This is a genomic window from Dermacoccus sp. PE3 (assembly GCF_001021715.1).
GTDB classification, from domain to species: Bacteria; Actinomycetota; Actinomycetes; order Actinomycetales; family Dermatophilaceae; genus Dermacoccus; species Dermacoccus abyssi.
Genome location: NZ_LDCM01000001.1, coordinates 842,252 through 862,742 on the forward strand (window position 1 = coordinate 842,252; position 20,491 = coordinate 862,742).

Annotated in this window: 20 protein-coding genes and 1 tRNA gene; 10 read left to right on the forward strand and 11 right to left on the reverse strand. The window is 66.7% G+C overall.

Translation table 11 applies throughout. The features are described from left to right. The first annotated feature begins 67 nt into the window (after positions 1-67). On the forward strand, positions 68-961 hold the full coding sequence (locus AA983_RS04025; RefSeq protein WP_047310826.1) for a glucose 1-dehydrogenase: 894 nt from the start codon (positions 68-70) through the stop codon (positions 959-961). 100 nt (positions 962-1,061) lie between these two features. Here AA983_RS04025 and AA983_RS04030 read toward each other — a convergent pair whose 3' ends face one another. Further along, positions 1,062-1,310, reverse strand: a complete 249-nt coding sequence (locus AA983_RS04030; protein ID WP_047310827.1) for a hypothetical protein — start codon at positions 1,308-1,310, stop codon at positions 1,062-1,064. A gap of 189 nt (positions 1,311-1,499) precedes the next feature. Between AA983_RS04030 and AA983_RS04035 the strand changes: the two genes are divergently transcribed. Together AA983_RS04035 and AA983_RS04040 are read left to right on the forward strand one after the other, a co-directional pair. Next, a complete protein-coding gene (locus AA983_RS04035; protein ID WP_082128671.1) occupies positions 1,500-2,171 on the forward strand; it encodes an exonuclease domain-containing protein in 672 nt (223 codons plus the stop codon). A 65-nt stretch (positions 2,172-2,236) separates the two neighbouring features. Further along, complete coding sequence (locus AA983_RS04040) at positions 2,237-2,941, forward strand: NUDIX domain-containing protein (protein WP_047310828.1); 705 nt, start codon at positions 2,237-2,239, stop codon at positions 2,939-2,941. 21 nt (positions 2,942-2,962) lie between these two features. On the opposite strand, the gene AA983_RS04045 is transcribed toward AA983_RS04040, so the two are convergent. After that, entirely contained in the window at positions 2,963-3,634 is a 672-nt protein-coding gene (locus AA983_RS04045; protein WP_052946844.1) for a methyltransferase domain-containing protein, read from the reverse strand. Positions 3,635-3,861: 227 nt separating this feature from the next. Here AA983_RS04045 and AA983_RS04050 point away from each other — a divergent pair, with 227 nt between their 5' ends. Both AA983_RS04050 and AA983_RS14650 read left to right on the forward strand, forming a co-directional pair. Next, positions 3,862-5,178 (forward strand): glutaminase, encoded by a 1,317-nt coding sequence (locus AA983_RS04050; protein ID WP_047310830.1) that lies wholly within the window; start codon positions 3,862-3,864, stop codon positions 5,176-5,178. Positions 5,179-5,186: 8 nt separating this feature from the next. Then, positions 5,187-6,320, forward strand: coding sequence for a GNAT family N-acetyltransferase (locus AA983_RS14650; RefSeq protein WP_052946845.1), 1,134 nt, complete (start codon positions 5,187-5,189; stop codon positions 6,318-6,320). A gap of 9 nt (positions 6,321-6,329) precedes the next feature. On the opposite strand, the gene AA983_RS04060 is transcribed toward AA983_RS14650, so the two are convergent. From AA983_RS04060 to AA983_RS04070, 3 genes are read right to left on the reverse strand one after another with little or no spacing between them, the layout of a single operon-like run. Next, complete coding sequence (locus AA983_RS04060; RefSeq protein ID WP_082128672.1) at positions 6,330-7,076, reverse strand: DNA alkylation repair protein; 747 nt, start codon at positions 7,074-7,076, stop codon at positions 6,330-6,332. 47 nt (positions 7,077-7,123) lie between these two features. Continuing rightward, positions 7,124-7,924 carry an SDR family oxidoreductase gene (locus AA983_RS04065; RefSeq protein WP_052946846.1) on the reverse strand — a complete coding sequence of 267 codons (801 nt, stop codon included), beginning with the start codon at positions 7,922-7,924 and terminating at the stop codon, positions 7,124-7,126. Next, the gene (locus tag AA983_RS04070; RefSeq protein WP_047310833.1) at positions 7,921-9,426 is read right to left on the reverse strand and encodes an NAD(P)/FAD-dependent oxidoreductase; all 1,506 of its coding nucleotides are present in this window, start codon (positions 9,424-9,426) and stop codon (positions 7,921-7,923) included. The genes AA983_RS04065 and AA983_RS04070 overlap by 4 nt, the downstream gene beginning before the upstream one ends. A 184-nt stretch (positions 9,427-9,610) precedes the next feature. Here AA983_RS04070 and AA983_RS04075 point away from each other — a divergent pair, with 184 nt between their 5' ends. After that, positions 9,611-10,966: an NAD(P)/FAD-dependent oxidoreductase gene (locus AA983_RS04075; RefSeq protein WP_047310834.1), complete on the forward strand. Its 1,356-nt coding sequence runs from the start codon at positions 9,611-9,613 to the stop codon at positions 10,964-10,966. A gap of 79 nt (positions 10,967-11,045) precedes the next feature. On the opposite strand, the gene AA983_RS04080 is transcribed toward AA983_RS04075, so the two are convergent. Next, a complete protein-coding gene (locus tag AA983_RS04080; protein ID WP_047310835.1) occupies positions 11,046-11,405 on the reverse strand; it encodes a hypothetical protein in 360 nt (119 codons plus the stop codon). Positions 11,406-12,021: 616 nt separating this feature from the next. Between AA983_RS04080 and AA983_RS04085 the strand changes: the two genes are divergently transcribed. Together AA983_RS04085 and AA983_RS15425 are read left to right on the forward strand one after the other, a co-directional pair. After that, complete coding sequence (locus AA983_RS04085; protein ID WP_047310836.1) at positions 12,022-12,750, forward strand: hypothetical protein; 729 nt, start codon at positions 12,022-12,024, stop codon at positions 12,748-12,750. Positions 12,751-13,503: 753 nt separating this feature from the next. Beyond that, positions 13,504-14,178, forward strand: a complete 675-nt coding sequence (locus AA983_RS15425; protein ID WP_156170161.1) for a hypothetical protein — start codon at positions 13,504-13,506, stop codon at positions 14,176-14,178. 140 nt (positions 14,179-14,318) lie between these two features. Here AA983_RS15425 and AA983_RS04090 read toward each other — a convergent pair whose 3' ends face one another. The 5 genes from AA983_RS04090 to AA983_RS04110 form a co-directional block, all read right to left on the reverse strand. Then, positions 14,319-15,167: a DUF6308 family protein gene (locus AA983_RS04090; protein ID WP_156170163.1), complete on the reverse strand. Its 849-nt coding sequence runs from the start codon at positions 15,165-15,167 to the stop codon at positions 14,319-14,321. After that, positions 15,164-15,409 (reverse strand): hypothetical protein, encoded by a 246-nt coding sequence (locus AA983_RS04095; protein ID WP_156170165.1) that lies wholly within the window; start codon positions 15,407-15,409, stop codon positions 15,164-15,166. Before AA983_RS04095 ends, AA983_RS04090 begins: the two co-directional genes overlap by 4 nt. A gap of 173 nt (positions 15,410-15,582) precedes the next feature. Then, the gene (locus tag AA983_RS04100; protein ID WP_197078936.1) at positions 15,583-16,476 is read right to left on the reverse strand and encodes a GIY-YIG nuclease family protein; all 894 of its coding nucleotides are present in this window, start codon (positions 16,474-16,476) and stop codon (positions 15,583-15,585) included. Further along, entirely contained in the window at positions 16,469-17,644 is a 1,176-nt protein-coding gene (locus AA983_RS04105) for a DNA cytosine methyltransferase (protein ID WP_047310839.1), read from the reverse strand. Before AA983_RS04105 ends, AA983_RS04100 begins: the two co-directional genes overlap by 8 nt. A gap of 558 nt (positions 17,645-18,202) precedes the next feature. Next, positions 18,203-18,285: transfer RNA gene (locus AA983_RS04110), tRNA-Leu, on the reverse strand. Positions 18,286-18,601: 316 nt separating this feature from the next. Between AA983_RS04110 and AA983_RS15765 the strand changes: the two genes are divergently transcribed. Beyond that, positions 18,602-20,023 carry a DUF3662 and FHA domain-containing protein gene (locus AA983_RS15765; RefSeq protein ID WP_231579513.1) on the forward strand — a complete coding sequence of 474 codons (1,422 nt, stop codon included), beginning with the start codon at positions 18,602-18,604 and terminating at the stop codon, positions 20,021-20,023. Beyond that, positions 20,020-20,490, forward strand: a complete 471-nt coding sequence (locus AA983_RS04125; RefSeq protein WP_047310840.1) for an FHA domain-containing protein — start codon at positions 20,020-20,022, stop codon at positions 20,488-20,490. The genes AA983_RS15765 and AA983_RS04125 overlap by 4 nt, the downstream gene beginning before the upstream one ends. Position 20,491 lies beyond the last annotated feature (1 nt).

A 20,491-nucleotide genomic window follows, 5' to 3' on the forward strand; every position in this document is an offset into this window, starting at 1 on the left:
CGTCGGCTCGCGGGGCCGCCCCGCACGCATCGACGCGCCTCGCACCGCATCTCTCGAGGAGTGAACGATGGCCGATCAGTACACCTTCACCAACCCCGTCACGCAGTACACGAACGAGAACTTCAGCGACCGCCAGCAGGGCTGGCCCGGCCTCGACACGAAGATGACGCCGAAGGCCGACCACGGTGAGGACACCTATCGCGGCAGCGGCCGCCTGGAGGGCCGCAAGGCGCTCATCACGGGCGGCGACTCCGGCATCGGTCGCGCCGTTGCCATTGCGTACGCGCGCGAGGGCGTCGACGTGGCGATCAACTACCACCCCGAGGAGCAGAAGGACGCCGAGAGCGTCCGCAAGCTCATCGAGGACGCCGGCCGCAAGGCCGTCCTGCTGCCGTGCGACCTCATGGACGAGGACGCCACGCGCCGCATGGTGAACGACGCCGTGGAGAAGCTCGGCGGCCTCGACATCCTCGTCAACAACGGGTCGCGTCAGCAGTACTGCGACGACATCGCCGACCTCACGAGCGCCGACTTCGACGCCACGTTCAAGACGAACGTGTACGCGATGTTCTGGATCACGCAGGAGGCCCTGCCGCACATGCCGGCCGGTTCGACGATCATCAACACGAGCTCGATCCAGGCCTACAAGCCGAGCGATCACCTGCTCGACTACGCGACGACGAAGGCCGCGATCAACACGTTCAGCAAGGGTCTCGCACAGCAGCTCGCGCCGAAGGGCATCCGCGTCAACGTCGTGGCGCCCGGCCCGTTCTGGACGCCGCTGCAGGTCTCGGGCGGCCAGCCGAAGGAGGCCCTGCCGGAGTTCGGGCAGAGCACGCCGATGGGACGTTCGGGGCAGCCGGCCGAGGTGGCGGGCGCCTACGTCTACCTGGCGTCGGCCGAATCGGGCTACGTGACGGGCGAAACGCTCAACATCAACGGGGGCATGGTCAGCCCCTGATCCGCGTGGTCGGCGAGAACCGTTCGCCGAGATGATTCCCCGTGGGCGCTGTTGGTAGCGCCGACGGGGAATCGTTGTATCGGGAGCTTTCGCTGCACGCTCAGGAGCGGGAAACAGGCGTGTCGGAGGCGCCGTCCGCGGATTCCTCCGGTTCGTCGCCTTTCGTGAACGCGGTCGCGAGCAGCCACGCGGACGAGAGGAGGCACACCCAGGCGAGACCCCAGCAGATCATGCCGCCGACGCCGGTGGTCAGCGCCTCGGGAAGGAGGCGATTCCGGGCACCGAACCACACGAGGGGTGGCATGAGAAGAAGGACGGCGAGGACGCCGTGCAGCACGCGCTTCGTCACGATAGCCCCTCTCGACAGCTTCTCTGTCATCAAACCCTCGCACTCTCGGAGAGCGCAGACGGCGAATTCGACCGTCGGATCCACGGGATTCCGGGGTTGTCGGCCCCCTCTCCTAGTCTGGTTTCAACGCCGCACGACGACGGCGTCGCAGGCCGTGCGGCCTGTTCCCAGCAGTGAGAAGAGCCCCTCATGTCCGCGCCGAGCGCCCCCACGCCGTCCCTGCGGCGCGGTTTCGCCGTCGTGGACGTCGAGACGAGCGGCCTCGACCCGACGAAGCACCGCGTCATCGAGGTGGCTGTCACGCAACTCAGCCCTGCGGGCGTCGTCGAGAGCGAGTGGAGCACCCTGGTCCGGGCGCGAGGCGGCACCGGGCCGGTGCACATCCACGGCCTCACCGATCACGACCTGCGTGACGCGCCCACCTTCGCGGAGGTGGCCGGCACGCTGCGCGGCCTGCTCGAGGGGCGCATCCTCGTCGCGCACAACGCGGTGTTCGACTGGACGTTCCTCGCCCACGAGGCCGCGCGTGCCCACACGTCACTGCCGGTCGAGGAACGCCTGTGCACCGTGACGCTCGCGCGTCAGCTCGGCATCCCGAGCCGCAATCTGCGCCTCGGCACGCTCGCCGAACACTGGGGCATTCCCGTGACGCAGGCCCACCGCGCGGCCGACGACGTCCACGTCCTCGTCGACGTGCTGCGCCAGTGCCTCGACGAGGCCGGTCGTCAGCGTTCACCGCTGCCGCTCGAACAGTGCCTGCCAGCCGCTCGATGGTGGCGCCTCGCGGGTGTTGCCCACCGGTGGACACGTCGCGTCCGGCGTGCCAAGCGCGCCACCACCCGCGCCCTTCGCCGCCGCTGAGCACCGCGCGGAATCTCCGGCCTCCCGGGCGGGTGTTCATTTATCGCTCTGACTAGAATTAGGGCATGACGGATTCCTCGCGGGAAGTCGCGTACGTCGCCGCGGACATGGTCGTCCTCACCCTTCGTCAGGGTGTGCTGCATGTCGTGCTCGTCCGGCGGACCGCCACAACCGAGCACGGCAAGTGGGCTCTGCCCGGTGGCTTCATGAAGCGCGGCGAATCCGCCGAGGAAACGGCCTACCGGGAGCTCCGCGAAGAGGTCGGCATCAAGCGCAGCGAGGTCGTCCTCGAGCAGCTCAAGACGTACTCGCTCCCGAGTCGCGACCCCCGCCCGCACCGCGTCATCAGCGTCGCGTGGGTGGTACTCGGCGCTCACCTGCCCGAGGTGCACGCCGCAACGGACGCCCTCGAGGCGCAGTGGGTTCCGGTCGAGGAGGCGCTCGAGATGCCGCTTGCCTTCGATCACGCCGAGATCCTCGCCGACGGCATCGAACGCGCTCGCTCCAAGCTCGAATACACCCGCCTCGCAACGGCATTCCTCGACGGCGAGTTCACGATGTCGGAGCTGCGCGGCGTCTACGAGGCCGTCTGGGGCGGCACCCTCGAGCCCGCCAACTTCCACCGCAAGGTGTTGAGCGTCGACGGTTTCGTCGAGGCCACCGGCGAGAGCCGCAGTGGGCGCGGACGTCCGGCGAAGCTCTACCGCGCCGGCAGCGCCCGCACCATCTACCCGCCGCTCACCCGCGCGTCGGTGCGTGGGGATCGCTGAGCGCAGCCGTCAGAATCGGCGTCACTCCTGCGCGTCGACCCCGCCGGACTCCGCACTGCGGCGCGCGATGACGACGACATCCGCGTGGTGATGCGCGCCGCGGCCCTCCGTCACGTGGCGCTCGGCCGTGTAACGCTCGACCTGCCAGCCGTGCGGCAATGCAGCGACGATGTCGTCGGGCGCGACATAGTCGTCCGGATCGAAGCCGCGTTCGAGAGCGGCCTCGCGGTCGATCCCGTCGTGCGCGACGACGAGGAGCACGCCTCCGGGTGCCACGAGCGCGGGAAGCGAGAGCTCGATCGCCTTTTCTTCGGTCTTACGAAGAGCGGGGTAGAAAGCGCTCACAAGGTTGAAGAGACCCGGTGCGAGGCCCGCTTCGAGCAAGCCGGAGTGAACCCACTCGATGTTGCCGGCGACCTTCTCTCCCCTGGCTTCCGCCGCGTGACGCCCACGAGCGAGAGCGCCCTCGGCGACGTCGAGCGCCGTCACGCGCCAGCCGCGCTCGGCGAGCCACACGGCGTCGCCGCCCTCGCCGCAGCCCACGTCGAGCGCGCGCCCGACGGGAAGATCGGCAAGCTTGCCCTCCATCGCGGCGACGAGCGCAACGTTCGCGTTGCCGCTCCAGACCTGCTCCTCGCCGTAGATCTCGTCCCAGTTCTGGTCGTCGGCGCCGTGAGTGTGCGTGGTGTTCATAGCTCCATCCTCACTCAATCGCCGTCTCTGAACACATCTGCAGTCACCCCTAGAAACCCCTAGCGGAGGCGAGCGTGTGGCCGAGCACAGCTGACGCAGTTCGCTGCGCCTGGCGCAGTTCGAGCTGACTCAAACTGCGTCAGCCACGCCGAACTGCGCCAACCGTCAACAGTCCGGGCGGCCCGAACGATTCGGCAGGCAACAGCCCACCCCATAGGCTGAAACCAATGAAATCGCCGATTCTCGACTACCTCAACGAGCTGCTCGACACCTGCGCCCCGGATGCGTCGGCCAAGAATGCCGACTACATCCCGGAGCTCGCGCGCGTCAGCCCGGACACCTTCGCCATCGCGTTCGCGACGATCGACGGCAAGATCTACGCCGCCGGCGACGACAGGTTCGAGTTCACGATCCAGTCCATCAGCAAGCCGTTCATCTACGCCATGGCGATCGAGCAGCGCGGCCTCGACGAGGTCATGGAACGCATCGGCGTGGAGCCCTCCGGTGAAGCGTTCAACGAGCTCTCGCTCGAGGCCGGCAGCAAGCGCCCGTTGAACCCGATGATCAACGCAGGCGCCATCACGGCGCACTCCCTCATCTGCGAGCCAGACGACTCGAAGGAAACCCGGGTCGCGCGCGTCCTGGAGGGACTTTCGGCGTTTGCCGGGCACGCCCTGCGCATCGACACCGAGGTGGCGGAATCCGAGTGGAGCGCCGCACACCGCAACATGGCCATCGGCCACATGCTGCGCAGCTACGACATCCTGCCCGAGGATCCGGACGTCATCGTGCGCGGTTACGTCGAGCAGTGCGCCGTCGTCGTGACGACTCGCGACCTCGCGATCATGGCGACGACGCTCGCCAACGGCGGTCTGCACCCGGTGACGGGCGAGCAGGTCGTCAGCCAGCGCACAGCCCGCCACGTCATGTCGGTGATGCTCTCGTGCGGCATGTACGACGCCGCAGGCGACTGGCTCACCGCCGTCGGCATCCCGGCGAAGAGCGGTGTCGGCGGCGGCATCCTCGGCGCGCTGCCGGGGCAGGTCGGGCTCGCGACGTTCTCGCCGCCGCTCGACCCGCACGGCACCTCGGCGCGCGGCGTCGACGTGTTCGAGCGCCTCAGCGAGGACATGGACATGCACCTCATGGACGTCCCGCCGCCTGCGCGATCGGTCGTGCGCCGCTCGGAGGTCGTCGAACTCCTCGACGGCGTCGAAGCCCACGTCTACGACCTGCAGGGCGACATCCGCTTCGCGGGTGCCGAGCGCGTCGTCCGGCTCGTCGTCGACGAGCCGCCCAAGCCGGAGATCGTCGTGTTCGACCTCGTCGACGTTCACGCGCTCGACGAGCCGGCGATCCGCATGCTCTGGGAGTCGGTGCGTCGCCTGGATTCCGAGGGCCACGACGTGTGGTTCGCCGGTTTCGACAACGCCGAGCTGACGCGCGGGCGCCTCGACACCGACGGCTACAACGTCGGACGCGGTGTCCACGTCGGCATGGCGGACGACCTCGACGACGTCGCCGCTCAGATTCGCGCTCGGTAGACCGGCGCATGGACGAATACCTCGGCGACCGCGAGCTGACCTTCGGTCTGCGGGCCCGCGAAGCGTCGGACCTTCCGGTGCTGGCCGACATCCTCACCAGGCAACAAGCGTCGAGCCGGTACCCGTTCCGGTGGCCGCTTCCCATGCCAGATGTCGACTTCGTCGCACGCAGCAGCGATGAGAACGCGTGGGTCGCTCACGAGGGCCCGCGCCTCCTCGGCCACGTCGCGGTCGGCATCGTGAGCGAGGACGACTTCGGTGAGATCTTCCGGGACGGGCTGGGGATCGAGGTAGATCGATTGCGCTCTGTCACAACCTTATTCACCAGCATTGAGGCCCGTAGCCTCGGTGTCGGACGTGCGTTGCTGGCCCACGCGGAGGCCGACATCGTCGATCGTGGCCTCGTCCCGGTGCTCGATGTCCTCCCCGTTCACGCCGCTGCTTCCGCGATGTACGCGCGGCGCGGTTGGCGCACCGTGACCACCGCCACTGCTGTGGACGCGATCAAGGGAAGGTTTCACGTGGAACACATCGCGCCCGAAGGGTCGATCGCCGCGCAGATCGACGACCTGCGTCCTGCCGCCCGACGTCGCTATTGGCTTCGTCAGGTGCTCAATGCCGCGGTGCTGCCCGGTTTCGCCGCCGTCCTTGTGCTCACGCAGACCTTCGACATGACGTTCTTCGTCGTCGCCTGCGTCATCGGCGCCCTCAATTTCTTCATGGCGATGAGCCAACGTCGACCGATCCTCGGTGGGCATCGTGACGGCCTCGTCCCGCTCGTGCTCGGGCTCGACTTCCGTCGCCGTCGCACCGTCCGCCGGGCCGTGTGCACCGCCAACCCGAGCGCCGACCCAGTGCTCCAGTACGTCGAACTCACCGAGGCACGACGCCTTGCCCTGCAGTACAAGACGAGCGTGTGGGCGCTCGGCGTCTCCCTCGTCGTCCTGCTCATCCTTGCGGCCGTGCACTTCGCGGACGGAAACAGCGCCACCGTCTTCGTGCTCGCGGCCCTGGCGGTGTTCGCCGTTGTCGCAGGAACGTGGAGCATGCTCAGCTCACGGGGCGCCCAGCGCTACCTCGAGCGTCTCGGCTACGACCCCCAGAGCCTGCTGCCGCGCGATGAACCCTCGTCGGCCCTCTGACCGCCAGCGTCACGTGCTGCGTCGCACCATGAAGTCTTGGCGTGACGCGGCGTCGTGCTTCTCGAGCGCGGAGCGCAGGGCCGTGCGGGGTATCGTCGCGGCGTGACGCTCGAGGAACGCGTCGAGCATCTCCCGGTCGCGCAAGCCCGCCTCGCGCAGCATCCACCCCACCGCCTTGAGCATGAGGTCGTGCTCGTCGTCGACGAGAAGCTCGGCGAGCCTGAAGGTCTGGCGCAACTCCCCCGCACGGATCATGCCGAGCGTCGTCACCATCGCGAATCGCCTGCGCCACAGCGACGGTGACGCGGCGAGATCGTCGAGCACCCGATCCTGCTCGGCCTCCGCCTTGTCGAGCAGCCACCGCCCGAGCGTGTGCGGGGCGACGGTGTCGACAAGGTCCCAGTTGTCGAGGTTCTCGATCCGCGCGAGCACCAGCTCAATGACCTTGTCACGCTTTTCTGGCGGAGTCTTGGCCGATTTGTAGAGCTCCACGACAAGGACAGCGCCGAGCAGACGAGCCTCGTGGATCGAGTGCTGAAGCAGCGCGTCGAGGTCGCCCAATTCGACGCTGCGTCGCACGTCCCTGGCGAGCGCCCGGACCTGCGGCACCCGCACACCGACGAACTCGTCACCCTCGGCGTACCCGCCCGGAAACGCCTGCAGATAGCGAGCTTTCGCCACCGCGTCATCGGAGTCGCCGAGGCTGCGCAGCCGCTCGACGAGTTCGTCCGCCAGGGCGGTCATGGGTGCGCTCATGAGCGCAGGCTACTCAGGTACACGCCGCGCCCTCGCGCACCAAGACGTCAGCGCCGCGCCAGGTACCCGTTGATGTGACGCTGGATCCACGACGGGCTGACGGCCGTCGCGAGCATCGACACCGTCGTGTTCGCACCGACCGGCCGGTGGATCGAGCGCACCGCGTCGAACATCCGCGGGCGGTTGACCGCCTTCCACACAGCCGCCGCAACGTCGTCCGGTCCGAGCCGCACGCCCATGCGGTTCACAGTGCCGATGTCCATGTTCTCGGTCATCGCGGTCGCGACGAACAGCGGCCAGATGGCCTGGACGCGAATGCCGTCACGTGACCACTCGAGGTCGAGCGCTTCACTCAACCCGCGCACACCGAACTTCGTCGCGGAGTACCCGGCGAGCTCGGCCTGACCGTAGAGCGCAGACGCCGACGCCAGGTTGACCACCTGTGGCGAATTGCCGCGGCGCAGATACGGGTACGCCGTGTGGCAGCCCGTCATCACGCCCTTGAGGTTGACGTCGACCGCAGCCAGGTGCGCACCGAGCGGCACGTCGACGAAGTAACCCGGCGAGACGATGCCGGCGTTGTTGACAAGCAGGTCGAGCCCGCCGTCGCCGCAGAACTCACCGAGCACGCGCTGCCAGCCTGCGGGGTCGACGACGTCGAGTTCGTAGGCGACGACGTTCGCACCGAGTTCGCTCGCGAGCGCCTCGACGGCGGCGAGGTCGATGTCACAGGCGGCCACTCGCCATCCGGCCGTGGCGAACCGGCGGGTGATCGACCGGCCGATGCCGGCGCCCGCGCCGGTGACGAGCATCGTCTTCGGCCCAGACGACGAGCGTCCCAGCTTCATCGCGCACTGGCCTCGGCGCCGTCGGAGGTCGGCGTCGCTGCCACCGGCTCACCACGGCGCGAGTACCGCATGTCCGTCGTGACGGGCGGGTTCTTCATCTCGCGGGCTTCGGCGAGGTAGTCCTGGCGCATCGTCCACGGCGGAGTCTTCGCCTTGCGCGGCATGAGCGCGGCGCCGCGCTGGAGGTAGCCGGAGTCCATCTCGAGCAGGGGTGCTCGCTCGAGGCCGGGGGGTGCCGTGGGCGTCGCGATGTCCTGCCCGGTGGACTTCATGTGCTCGACGACGCGCGCGATGAAGCGGTTGGACAGATCGCTGCGCAGCCCCCACGACGCGTTGATGTAGCCCACGCACATGCCGACGTTCGGCACACCTTCGAGCATGCAGCCGCGGTAGGCGAGGCGCTCGGAGAGGTCGACCTTGTCGCCGTCGACGAACACCTCGGCGCCGCCGAGCATCTCGAGGGAGAGGCCGGTGGCCGTCACGATGATGTCGGCGTCGATGAACGTGCCCGACGTGGTGCGGATGCCACCGGCCTCGACACGTTCGATCGTGTCGGTGACGACGTGGGCGCCGTCCTTCTTGATCACCTTGAACAGGTCGGCGTCGGGCACGAGGCACAGGCGCTGATCCCACGGGTTGTACGGCGCGGTGAAGTTGTCCACGTGACTCGTGCCGGCGCTCATACGCACACCGGCACGCAGTGCTCTGGTGGCGAGTTTCGGGGCGCGACGGGCGAACTGGTAGGAGCCCCACTGGAGGAAGACGTTCTTGTTGCGCAGGATCGCGTGACGACGCTCGTCGCTCACTCGTCCGCGCAGGAGGCGGTTGAGAGGGTCGCGGCCGGGCTGGCCGAGCACGAAGCTCGGGGTGCGTTGCAGCATCGTCACGTCGGCGCCGGCGTCTGCGAGCGCCGGCACAAGGGTGATGGCGGTGGCACCCGAGCCGATGACGGTGATGCGCTTGCCCGTGACGTCGAGATCGGCCGGCCAGAACTGGGGGTGGATGACCGTGCCACCGAAGTCGTCGATACCCGGGATGTCGGCCTTGTACGGCTCGTCGTAGGAGTAGTAGCCGCTGCAGGCGTAGACGAAGCGGGTACGCACCTCCTGCTCGCCGTCGGCGGTGCGGACGGTGAGCGTCCACAGGGCGTCCTCGCTCGACCAGTCGGCGCGCACGACCTCGTGCTCGTAGCGGATGTGCTCGTCGATGCCGTACTTCGTCGCGGTGTGCTTGATGTAGTCGAGGATGTCGCTGCCCGCAGCGATGGCGCGCTCGTGCTGCCACGGTTCGAAGGGGTAGGCGAGCGTGTACATGTCGGAGTCGGAACGGATACCGGGGTAGCGGAACAGATCCCAGGTGCCGCCGAGCGATGGGCGGCGTTCGAGGATCGCGTACTTGAGGTCGGGCATGCGCTCGGTGAGGCGGTAACCCGCGCCGATTCCGGAGAGGCCGGCGCCGATGACGACGACGTCGAGCACCTCGGGGGTGGTTTCGTTGGTCATGGCGTTTCCTTCCGTCCGACGTGACCCACGCCACGCTACCGACCGGTTCGGACTCGTCGGTGGAGTTTGAGCGAACTCACGGACGTTCGTCCTGAACCGGTGCACGACGCGAAATATCCGACGTCGATGGCTCGTTCCGGCCAATGACGGCAGAACATGAGCGCGCAAGGTGAAGGAGCACTCAGTGGACGTCGACCTTCTGGTCATCGGTTGGGGCAAGGCGGGCAAGACGCTCGCCGGGCGGTACGCGGCGGCCGGGCACTCGGTGGCGCTCGTGGAGCGCTCCCCCACGATGTACGGCGGCACCTGCATCAACATCGCGTGTGTTCCGACGAAGGATCTCGTCGTCTCCGCCGAGCAGCGCCGTGAGAGCGACGACCCGGCCGAGTACTTCGCGCAGTCCGTCGCGGGCCGTGACGCGCTGATCAGCAAGCTCAACGCGGCCAATCACGCGATGCTCGAGAAGCCGAACGTGACCCTCATCGACGGCACGGCGCGCTTCGTCGGTCCGCACGAGGTGAGCATCGACACCGCTGACGGCGAGGTCAGCGTCACGGCGTCGAAGATCATCGTCGGCACGGGTGCCACGCCGGCGCGCCTGCCCATTCCGGGGGCTGACGGCGACCGCATCTACGACTCGACGACGATCCAGCACGTCGAGCCCTTCCCGAAGCGCCTCGTCGTCATCGGCGGCGGGTTCGTGGGCCTAGAGTTCGCGAACATGTTCGCCCACTTCGGCTCGGAGGTGACGGTGCTCGACGGTGGCGACACATTCCTGCCCGCCGTCGACCGCGACGTCGCCGAGGCCGTCCTCGACGCGCTCAAGGCCGAGGGCATCCGTGTCGAGTCCGGCGTGAAGGTGGAGGAGTTTTCCGAAACCGCTGACGCCGTCGTCGCGCGTTCCAGCGCCGGTGAGTTCGAGGCGGACGCCGTGCTCGTCGCGGCGGGCCGCACGCCTGCGACGAAGGAACTCGGCCTCGACGCCGCCAGCATCAACACCAACGAGCGCGGCTTCATCGAGGTCGACGACCAGCTGCAGACGTCCGTCGAGGGTGTCTACGCGGTGGGTGACGTGAACGGCGGCCCGCAGTTCACGTACATCTCGCTCGACGACAACCGCATCGTGTGGGACGCCATCGTCGGTGACGGCACGCGTCGCCGCAGCGACCGCGTCGCGGTGCCGAATTCGACGTTCATCACGCCGCCGCTGTCGATGGTGGGCATGAACGAGAAGCAGGTGCGCGAGAGCGGCCGCAAGGTACTCGTGGCGTCGAAGCCGGTGGAGAAGATCGCGGCGATGTCGCGCCCGAAGATCGTCGGCGACACGCGTGGCCTGTTCAAGGTCTTCGTCGACGCCGAGACCGAGGAGATCCTCGGTGCGACGGTGTTCAGCATCGACTCGCAGGAGCTCATCAACTTCGTGGCGCTCGCGATGCGCCTGGGCGCGAAGGTCTCGGACCTGCGCGACGGCATCTGGACGCACCCCTCGAGCACAGAGGGCTTCAACGAGGTGCTCGGCGAACTCAAGCCGCTCGACTGACCGATCCTCGCCTGACGCCGGTGGGGGCCTTCCGATTTCGGAGGGCCCCCGCCGTCAGTTCCTGAGCCGTGTCCCTCGCTCAGGTAGACGGCGGACGTAGCCGCGACGTCGACGACATCGACAAGCTCTCGGCGTGCGGAAACGACGGGTCGCTGGGCTGCGGCTCACGGCCTGTTCGCGCCGAACGCAGTCCCATGCGCAGGCGAAAGATCTCGCCCGCGACAGCCAGGACGAGGCCGACCGTCGTGAGGAAAACCAGGAGGGCGAGAACGGCCTTGTTGAAATACCCGATGGGCGTCGGTGCACCGAGCCAGTAGAAGCGGCCCGTTCGTATCCAGGTGACCAGCTTGTAGACGAGCGCGAACACGATCCACATCGACGACATCACCGCTGCGAGGGCCACCATGGTGGCGCCCGTGCCCCGCAGGAAACGCTTCACACCGCGAGCAGAGCCCGGAGTTCCGACCGTTTGTCACTAGCTGTCCACGCATGGCACAGCCGCCTCTCGCCGCGGGATGAAGCACCCCGTCGATTATCTGGACGTTTGTCCAACTTTAGTCTAGCGCCTTGCGGGGCAATAGTTTTCGTCTGATGAGTCACACGCGCGACGAGGTTATCTCGCGATGATGCGGGCCCGCCCACCCGACGAACGGAAGCCATCTTCGTCGAGTGTGGACCCCATCAGCACGCCCACGGATGGGCTCAGTACATCGCTCCCGTGAAGAACACCTTTGCCCCCGTCCTCGCGGCCGCCGTCCTCGCCCACACCACCAGTGGCGGTAGTCATGGATCGCCTACTAGTAGGAGTTCGACGGAGGGAAGCGACTGACGTGGCTAACCCCTCTGAAGCCTTTGGACGTGCGCCAAACTACGGTTCTCCGACATCGTTGATCCGTGTCTTGCACGTTCCTACGCACCGTTACAGAAAGTTCAGGACGACTAGCCCGCCCTGCACGGTAACGAACGTGAAAAGACCCGCCCGAAATCTGTGACAAGAGCGGTTGCAACCCGCAGTCTTAGCCCTACAACTGGATCGACTGAAAGCAAGTAACTCCATGAAGGCCATCTCCCTGCGCACCAGCCTCAGCTCGTGCGTGATCACCGCGGCACTACTCCTCGCGGGCTGCTCCCCTTCGTCAGACTCCGACAAGACACCCTCGTCGGGCACGGCGACCACGCAGGAACGCTCGGGAGCGACCTCGCCGCCCACGGCCCCCACGTCGTCACCATCAAAGTCGGCCTCGCCGTCGGCGTCGGAGCATCCGCTCGTCACGAAGCTGCGCAACTCCTACGCCGAACAGGGCATCACCGGCGAGGTTCTCGAAGGCATCGACCTCGGCGGCGACGTCAACACTTCTGATGGCCGGTTCGTGTCCTACCCCAACGGGTTGCGGGTTACGTTCAAGAGCGCCGCCAGCGCCCACGCGCCCCAGACTCGCGCCGACGGGAAGTACGGCAAGGGAACCTCGCTGATGACGGTGCGTCTAACTATTAGTAACGAAGGCCAAGACACCATCCAGCTCGATAGTTTCTCGTCCCTGTTCAATGCTTACGGCGGACCGAACCTCAACGAGCTCGAAGTCGAAGCAGGCTATACCGATGAAGACCTCATCTCGGACAACACCGCTCAGGTCATCAGTCCCGGCTCCTCGATCGACGTGTACAGCACGTATGAAGTACCAGCGGCAGCGCCGGTCGCACTCTGGGTCAAGACTGACGATTACTTCCCCGAGCTGGGTTACACCGAATTCATCTTCCACGGCATAACGGCCCCGAAGCAGTAATCTGGTTCGCCCATACGGCCCCGTGGGGACGCACTCCTCGGGGATCCAGAGGAGTTCTCGAGATATTCGTGACTGCTGTTAGGTGGTGCCCCCGCGCCACACACCACAAGACCCAACCACACAGCTGACCACGCCCATCAGCAATAGCCCCCGACACCCCACACCTCACGCACGGACGACCCCTCACACCCCGGCAAACCCCTCAAGAACGCCCTTGCACCCCTGAAAAAGCACTAATCCCGGCCCGAGATTTCTCTCGGGCCGGGATTAATGAAATCAAGTCCACACATTTCGTGAACTACCCCGCGTGGACAGTTCCGGAAACTCCGTTTCCGGCACCAGCACCGGCCTTCCGCTGCTCAGTCTGGAGGCGTTTCCCCTCCACCTTGGACAAATTTCCCCCGCGCCTGTCATTCCTCGAATGGTCTCCCTTCGCGGGCGACTCGGCGCGGTGGCTTTGCGGCCTCCGCCAAGGCTCGGACACGACCCCAACCGGCGCTGGGCTGGAGAGGACGTGGGTCACGTACTCTTAACGCCTCGACGCTCTTCGTCTCCCGCCCCACAAGAGGACTCCCGCGCATGAGTTCGGCCCATCCCTCGCCTGCCCCTGCTCGACGTAGCTGGGTGCGGCGTCACAAAGTCCTCACTGGCCTCGGTGTCGTCTGCGCACTCAGCGCCTGGGGCAACCTCACAGAGCACAAGGACGCGGACGCAGCCACAACGAAGACGGTGTCATCGACATCGAAGCCAGCTGTGAAGGTCATGCCGAGGGTCGTCGGACAGCCACTCGATGCAGCAGAAGCTGCCGCTAAGCAGGCGGGGGTCAAGCTGACGTTCAAGCATGGCGCTCAGGAAGGGTATCGGATCGAGGCCGGCGATCATGATGAGTGGACGGTAGTGACGTCGTCGCTTGCAGAAGGTCTCCCAGCGAAGGCTGGACAATCAATCGCGGTCACAGTTCTTTTTCCTGACGAAGCGAAGTGGTATCTGTCCCATAGGACTATGCCGAACATGCTCGGGCAGGACGCACCGTCGTCGGGTTCCATCGAGGGCCCGTTCTCTGGCCTCCCCAACGATAGGTTGGTGGTGCTATGCGCCAAGGGCACGGAGTCATGGACAGATACGGAGCCGAGCTTCTCCGGCCCCTATGGGCCGAACACACCCATGACGGCTGCGGAGCTGGCACCGGTCAAGGGGTTGAAGGAGTGCATCAGCGGCGGCACGGTGACGGCCACTTACCCGACTCCGGGACAGTCCATTCGTCCTGGTCGAAACATCTACTTCATCGTCAAAGGCACCGGCGAGAAGGAGCCCATCACCAATGACAGTGCCCCCGGAAGCTCCCCCGGCGGGTCAGGGGGCGGAGGAAGCGTCGACTGGCCCAACCACCTTCCTGGCCACCGCCATCGGAGCCACTGGCACTGGTAACGCGAAGGTCCATCGTGTTGATCTACACCGCGGCTGAGGGTCCCGTGGAGGGCCACCTGGCGCGTGCCATCACCGGGCCCGTTGAAGCGTTCGTGAGGTCAAGCGACTGACGCGCTCGAGTCGCCGTGCCCACTCAGACTTCACGCCGAGCCCCATGGAGAGACTCCACCAGTGTCTCCTGGACCGCCTTCGCTTGCGTCCACATAGCCCGGAATGGGAGTGGGCCGCATGTAGTCGAGGCTGATCGGCCTCCCCTCGGGGCGGTCTTGCCAGAGGGACCGGGGACGCTCCTTGTCCCGGTAGCCCCGTTCGTCGTCCCAGCTGGTCCAAAGCACGATGTCCAGTAGACGAATGTCGCTGATGCTGTCGGTCCCAGGCAGATCGATGACAGCTTCGCGTAGCGCGCTGATCCAGTCCCGCTGGTCGTTGAGGGCACTGCGGAGTTCGTCGAGGGCGATGGTAATGCGTTCCGTGCGCGATGGTTCCCTGCGGGTCCCTTTTCGAGTGAAGCCGTCGGAGCCGAATCCGAATATGACGGACAGGTGGCCATCGAGAATCGGAACCGCGGCTGGGCGGTAGAGGGCAGCCACCTTTGTAACGGTTGGTCCCCATGCTCCCTTGAATCCGAACGCGCACAATTCCGCGACGGACCTTAGCTGAGCATCATTCATGTCCGCTAAGGGAAGCTTGGCGGGGACCGCGGCGACACGCTGGGCGAACCTCTCGCGCTGCGAGATGTCGAAGAGGATGACTTCTTTCAGGGTGGGGCGCGCGTTCATGAGTCCCGCGAGAAGGATGTCCCACGCGCTGACCTGTTCGAAGTGGCCCTGTCGGCGAGCGTGAATGCCTGCTAGGTCGTATGCGGACCATCCGCTGGCCAAGTTTGTGCAGTAGGCGCGAACACGCTTTACGGCCAGATCGAGACCGACTGGGGCGAGCTGTTTGCTGCGTTCAGTCACCCTGAGCGGCGCGATGTTTGAATCCTTCACGTCGCGAGCCCCGGACGACTCGGAGTGGCCCCACTCTGGGGCCTCGACGCAAAGGCTGCGGCGATGAGGGCTTGGCCGAGTTGCTGGGCCTCGGACGGGGCGAGTTCGACGCCTTGGCGGTGTGCGCCGTCCGGCGCGCGGGTGACGAGTTGGACGAGCCCGTCGCGCGCTTCGACTGTGAGGGCTGCTCCGTCTGCGTAGCGCACGGGATCGCCGTAACGGGAGGGCTCGTTAGCGGTCATGGCGGCAGCGTAAGACTGCCGGAGCGCCGGAGTTGGGGATTCTGTAGATACGGGACGACTCCGCATCAGCTTTTCCGCTAGCAGTCCTCGCCGAGGCGCGGCGTGCCGCTGCGTGGCCATATCCCCTGATTGTCTCACCCATCGTGACGGTGACCGTGAAGATCAACGCCTCGTCATGCAGCGTCTGGATCGTCCCCATCTGACTCGTCACCCAGGCTCGCGTCGTTCGCGTCCTCCTTCGCGCCCGTGGGGTCTGACAGCTCCACAAGAACGCTGCCGACCAGCGCCTCCATGTCGATCACATCAGGGCTGGGCAACTCCCGGCCCTCCACCTGGGCAAGACGGGTCGAGGCGAGGTAGGCGAGACGCACGGCCTGAATGACGAGGACACGTCGGAGACCATCGGATACCTCGCCGCGCTCACGGGCGACCGACGCTAAACGCGAGATCGTCTCAGCTCGTCGTTCGATACGGATGTCCTCGTGTCCGCGCTCCTCACGCATTTCCTGGCTGATGACATCACGCCGCAGGGACGCGGGGAGTGCGATCCGCTCGGAGACCGGGGGGATCTTCTCGTTGAGGATGGCCTTGAAGCGCGAGTTCTCAATGGAGTCGAGATATACCGAGTATTCAAGCGCGTTGAGGTGAGCGATCGCGGCCTTATAGCGGGCCGAGGCTTCCTGATCTTCGCTATTCGAGCGGGGCTTCTTGACCTCCTCGTACTCCCACAGGGGCCAAAGGGCGACCTCGGCCACTTCGAAGAGGTCGAGGATGCGCATGGCAACCGCATCCGTGCGCTGGTTGGTCAAGTGCCGCTGGACGCGAACGCGCAACTGCTCATTCGACTGCCCGACGTAGATCGGCTCGCCCTCATAGTCATAGAACGCGTAGACACCCCACCGTGCGTCCGCCCATTTACGCCCTTCGTCGTCCTTAACGGACAACAGCTTTGCGAGGTTCTCACGAAACTCTTGAACATCCCTCGCAGGCAAGGACTTTCGCGTCGGCTTCCGAGGCTTCTTAGGCTTCGTAGATTTCTTGGACGCCTCGTTACCGCGGTCAGCCATGGGACGCCTCCAAGTAGACGGGGAGATGCCTCTCGTCCGCCTTCTTTCGCGTGAGGGGCATGAGGTAGTGCTGGCTAAGCCAAGCTACGGCATCAACGCACACCGCATCTCCGAAACCGAACAGGATGTGAGAGTCTCGCAGGCCGTCGAGGGTGTAGTCACCCGCACCCATGAGCCGCGCGTATTCGCGCGCGGTCATCCAGCGCACCTGGACACGTCCGTGCCCAGCACGAACGACGGCCTGCTTTGACGAGCCTCCCCTGGCAGTTCGTAAGCAACCGCTGATGTCGTCGGCGCGTATCTCCCACACTGGCGAACCGTTGCGCGTGCGTCTGTACGCAGTGCGGTAACTGACGGTGCGTGCGTCGCGCAGGCCGAGCAGACGTGCTTCCTGAGCCTCCGAAAGGGAGTCGAGAAACTTCTTCGTCCGTTCTGTGTCCCACCAACGCGCGTCGGCGGCGGAGATGTCTTCGACGTAATCGCTGAGGCCGGCTGTTCTCGGTGCGGGCGGCGCAGGCAGCGCCGCCCGGTGGGTCCTCAGGGACGGGTCACCGAAGACCCCTTGAAGCCAGTCGGGGCGCAGCTCCGAGTTCGGTTCGGGCGAGTCCTCTGGCGGGTTCATTGCTGCGACGAGGAAGATGCGCGGCCGCGACTGTGGCACGAAACGGCGAGCATCCAGGGCGAGCACGTCCACGGAATAGCCGAGCCTGTTGAGTTCTCGCACCGCTGCCGCCAGGTCTTCTCCGCCGTGGCTGTTGGCGAGGGCGGTGACGTTCTCTAGGGCGACGACCTCCGGGCGGCGTTCACCCATCTCATCGAGCACTCGGGTGAATTGGTAGAAGGTCGACGAGTGCTTGCCTGCCAGACCCGCGCGGTTGCCTGCGAGCGACAAATCGGTGCAAGGGAACGACGACCACGCGAGGTCAACATCCGGCACGTCGTCTCCCGCGACGTTCGCCACGTCACCGACGACAAACTCGTGAGTGCCGTCGTCCTGGAAGTGACCCGCATACATGTTGTGCTTGAACTCTTCGAGATCGTTGGCCCACACCACCTCGAAATCGGCGCGCTCCAAGCCCATGCGCGCCAGCCCGACACCCGCGAAGAACTCAGCTACGCGAGGGCGCGCAGCGGCGGGAAACGGGATGAGGGTCGCTTCCATTGTCATATCGCCACACTATCGCGAAATTGGCGCCTTAGGATGCACTGCGTGCCCCTGACGCCAGATGACCCGCGACACGGAACCTCGAACGGCTACGGCAATTGCGGATGCCGGTGCGAGCCCTGCCGCGAGGCCAACCGTGTGGCACACGCCGCCTACATGAGCAAGGTCCGCTCCGAAGGACGTCAGCTCGGTCGCCACGGCACCTCCCTGCGATACGACAGCGGGTGCCGGTGTAACGAATGCAAGACCGAACACAATCGACGCAGCCGCGAATACAAGCGCAAACGAAGGGCGTCCGGGGAAGCGGACGGTAAGCCGGTTCAAGACTGAAGCGCGTTGACACCGGGGCCAGGGTGTGGTGGACGGGGGAGGCGTCGGCGACTGCTGCACGGATAGGTGACACCGAACCTGGCTGACCGCGTGGGTTGGCCTGACCAAACAGCCACAATCACACCGCGATGCGCCGCTGAAACACAGTTGGGCCCTCATCCCGATGAGGATGAGGGCCCAACTGGCGTAGTTTTCCGAACACATCCGACTAGTTAACCGAACTGTCCCGCGTGCGCGAGGGGGGATTTGAACCCCCACGCCCTTTCGGACACTGGCACCTGAAGCCAGCGCGTCTGCCGTTCCGCCACTCGCGCGAGTGCTCACCTATCATTCCCTACCGCCACACGGTTCGCCAAATCGGCGGGGCGCGCGTCGCCCCGGCCACCGGACCGGGCGGCGAACCGGCTCCTCAGCAGGCCCACAGGCACGCGCGGAGGGCAGGAATTCAGCGGTTCCCCATGGCCGACGGCTACGATCGAATCCCTGGTTCACCCGACCAGACCGGCGTGCTGCCCGCACACCACCGACGCACAGGCCGCCCACCGACGGAACCACCGCGCCGCGAGGGGAGTCGAAGGCCGTGAGGCCCACCGGCATCCACGCCGGCCACGACACAACGAGGAGGCACCCATGGGGTTGTTCGACAAGCTCGAGAGCAAACTCGAACAAGGTGTCAACGGCGCCTTCGCCCGCGCCTTCAAGAGCGAGGTGCAGCCGGTCGAGATCGCCTCCGGCATCCGCCGCGCCATGGACGACCGCGCAGCCTCCGTCGGCCGCGGCAAGCGCCCCATCGTGCCCAACCTCTTCACGATCGAGCTCTCCCCCACCGACTACGACCGCCTCTCGGCCTGGGGTGACGAACTCGACGACGAGCTCATCGCGAGCGCCCAGGAGCACGCCGACGAGCAGCGCTACTCGCCCGGCGGCCCGTTCACCATCGTCCTGCAGGAATCCGAGAGCCTCGAGACCGGCGTCTTCCGCCTGCGCCCCGCCACCGCAAAGGCCGCCGAAGCCCTCGCGCACCAGCGCGCGAACGTCCGTCCCCGCAACCAACAGGACGAGCGCAACTCGCACGACTCCTCCAACCGCGGGCCCCGCCCCGGCCGCGACGCCGCCCGCCCGGCCGCAGCTGCCGCCGGAACCGCCGCAGGCGCAGGCGCTGCAGCGCCCGCCGGCCGCAGCTTCGCCTCGCGCATCAAGGACTACCTCACCGGCTACGCCCCCGACGACGCCGCGCAGCCGGCACCGGACGAGCAGCCCCAGCCGCGTGAACCGCGCGAAGACATCCGCCGCGACGACCGTCAGGCACACGGCACCAGCGGCAACTACGGCTACGACGACCGCGCACACGCCGAGGACCCCTTCGAGGGCAACACCAACCGTGCGGCCTCGAGCCTCGGCGGCGCCTACTCGTGGGACGCTGCCGGGTCGGACGCGCCGCGCCGTCAGGAGCACGACGCACACGACGGCCACGACGAGTACGACGGCTTCGCCGACGAGCGTGGCGACGAGCGCGCCGGCCACGACGTCGACAACGGGTACGCCGACGACGCGTATGACAACAACGACTACGGCAACGGCTTCGACGACGCCCACCCCGACAACCGCGCCACCGGCCGCGGCCTCGCGTGGGACGACGATGACGACTACGGCGACCCCACCGGTTTCTCCCCGGCCGAGGAGCCGCAGGACTCCACGGCACGTCACGTCCCCGCCGGCGGCGGCGCACGCCCGCCGCGCCCGGTCTCGCCGCGTGAGCGCCCCTGGCTCAAGATCGACGGCCAGCGTTACCCGCTGCTGGGCGCCATCACGGTGCTCGGCCGCGACGACGAGGCCGACATCATCATCGACGACCCGGGCGTCAGCCGAAACCACAGCGAAATCCGCATCACCCACGACGGCCCCCACCTCGTGATGAGCGCGCGCGACCTCGCCTCCACCAACGGCACCTACGTCAACGGTGAACGCATCGACTCCACCCACGTCCACGACGGCGACCGGCTCACCCTGGGCCGCACGTCGATGACGATCCACCTGGGAGACCGCACGTGAACGAACTGACGCTGACGGCCATCCGCATCGGCCTCCTCGCCCTCCTGTGGTTCTTCGTGTTCGCCGTCGTCGGCGTCCTGCGCGGAGACCTCTACGGAGCGAAGACCGGTGGCGGACGCGCCTCGCGCGCCTCCTCGCGTGAGCGCGGCACCAAGACGCCGCGCGCCGTGAAGAAGGGCCCGACGCACGTGGCCGTCATCGAGGGCGCCATGCGCGGCACGACGCTGCCGCTCACCGAATCCGGCGTCCTGCTCGGGCGCAACCCCGAGTGCTCTCTCGTCCTGTCCGACGATTTCGCCTCCGGGCGTCACGCACGCATCTACCCCGAGGCCGACGGCTGGTACCTCGACGACCTCGGTTCCACCAACGGCACGTACATCGGCGCCGAACGCATCGGCGAGCACGTCCACGTCGACGCGGGAACCCGCATCCGTATCGGCCGCACCGTCCTCGAGCTGAGGAAGTGAC

Bases quoted from the DNA above. Each gene is read 5' to 3' on its own strand.
- AA983_RS04025 (WP_047310826.1), top strand. From the start codon at position 68: ATGGCCGATCAGTACACCTTCACCAACCCCGTCACGCAGTACACGAAC.
- AA983_RS04035 (WP_082128671.1), top strand. From the start codon at position 1,500: ATGTCCGCGCCGAGCGCCCCCACGCCGTCCCTGCGGCGCGGTTTCGCC.
- AA983_RS04040 (WP_047310828.1), top strand. From the start codon at position 2,237: ATGACGGATTCCTCGCGGGAAGTCGCGTACGTCGCCGCGGACATGGTC.
- AA983_RS04045 (WP_052946844.1), bottom strand. From the start codon at position 3,634: ATGAACACCACGCACACTCACGGCGCCGACGACCAGAACTGGGACGAG.
- AA983_RS04050 (WP_047310830.1), top strand. From the start codon at position 3,862: ATGAAATCGCCGATTCTCGACTACCTCAACGAGCTGCTCGACACCTGC.
- AA983_RS14650 (WP_052946845.1), top strand. From the start codon at position 5,187: ATGGACGAATACCTCGGCGACCGCGAGCTGACCTTCGGTCTGCGGGCC.
- AA983_RS04060 (WP_082128672.1), bottom strand. From the start codon at position 7,076: ATGAGCGCACCCATGACCGCCCTGGCGGACGAACTCGTCGAGCGGCTG.
- AA983_RS04065 (WP_052946846.1), bottom strand. From the start codon at position 7,924: ATGAAGCTGGGACGCTCGTCGTCTGGGCCGAAGACGATGCTCGTCACC.
- AA983_RS04070 (WP_047310833.1), bottom strand. From the start codon at position 9,426: ATGACCAACGAAACCACCCCCGAGGTGCTCGACGTCGTCGTCATCGGC.
- AA983_RS04085 (WP_047310836.1), top strand. From the start codon at position 12,022: ATGAAGGCCATCTCCCTGCGCACCAGCCTCAGCTCGTGCGTGATCACC.
- AA983_RS04095 (WP_156170165.1), bottom strand. From the start codon at position 15,409: ATGACCGCTAACGAGCCCTCCCGTTACGGCGATCCCGTGCGCTACGCA.
- AA983_RS04100 (WP_197078936.1), bottom strand. From the start codon at position 16,476: ATGGCTGACCGCGGTAACGAGGCGTCCAAGAAATCTACGAAGCCTAAG.
- AA983_RS04105 (WP_047310839.1), bottom strand. From the start codon at position 17,644: ATGACAATGGAAGCGACCCTCATCCCGTTTCCCGCCGCTGCGCGCCCT.
- AA983_RS15765 (WP_231579513.1), top strand. From the start codon at position 18,602: ATGGGGTTGTTCGACAAGCTCGAGAGCAAACTCGAACAAGGTGTCAAC.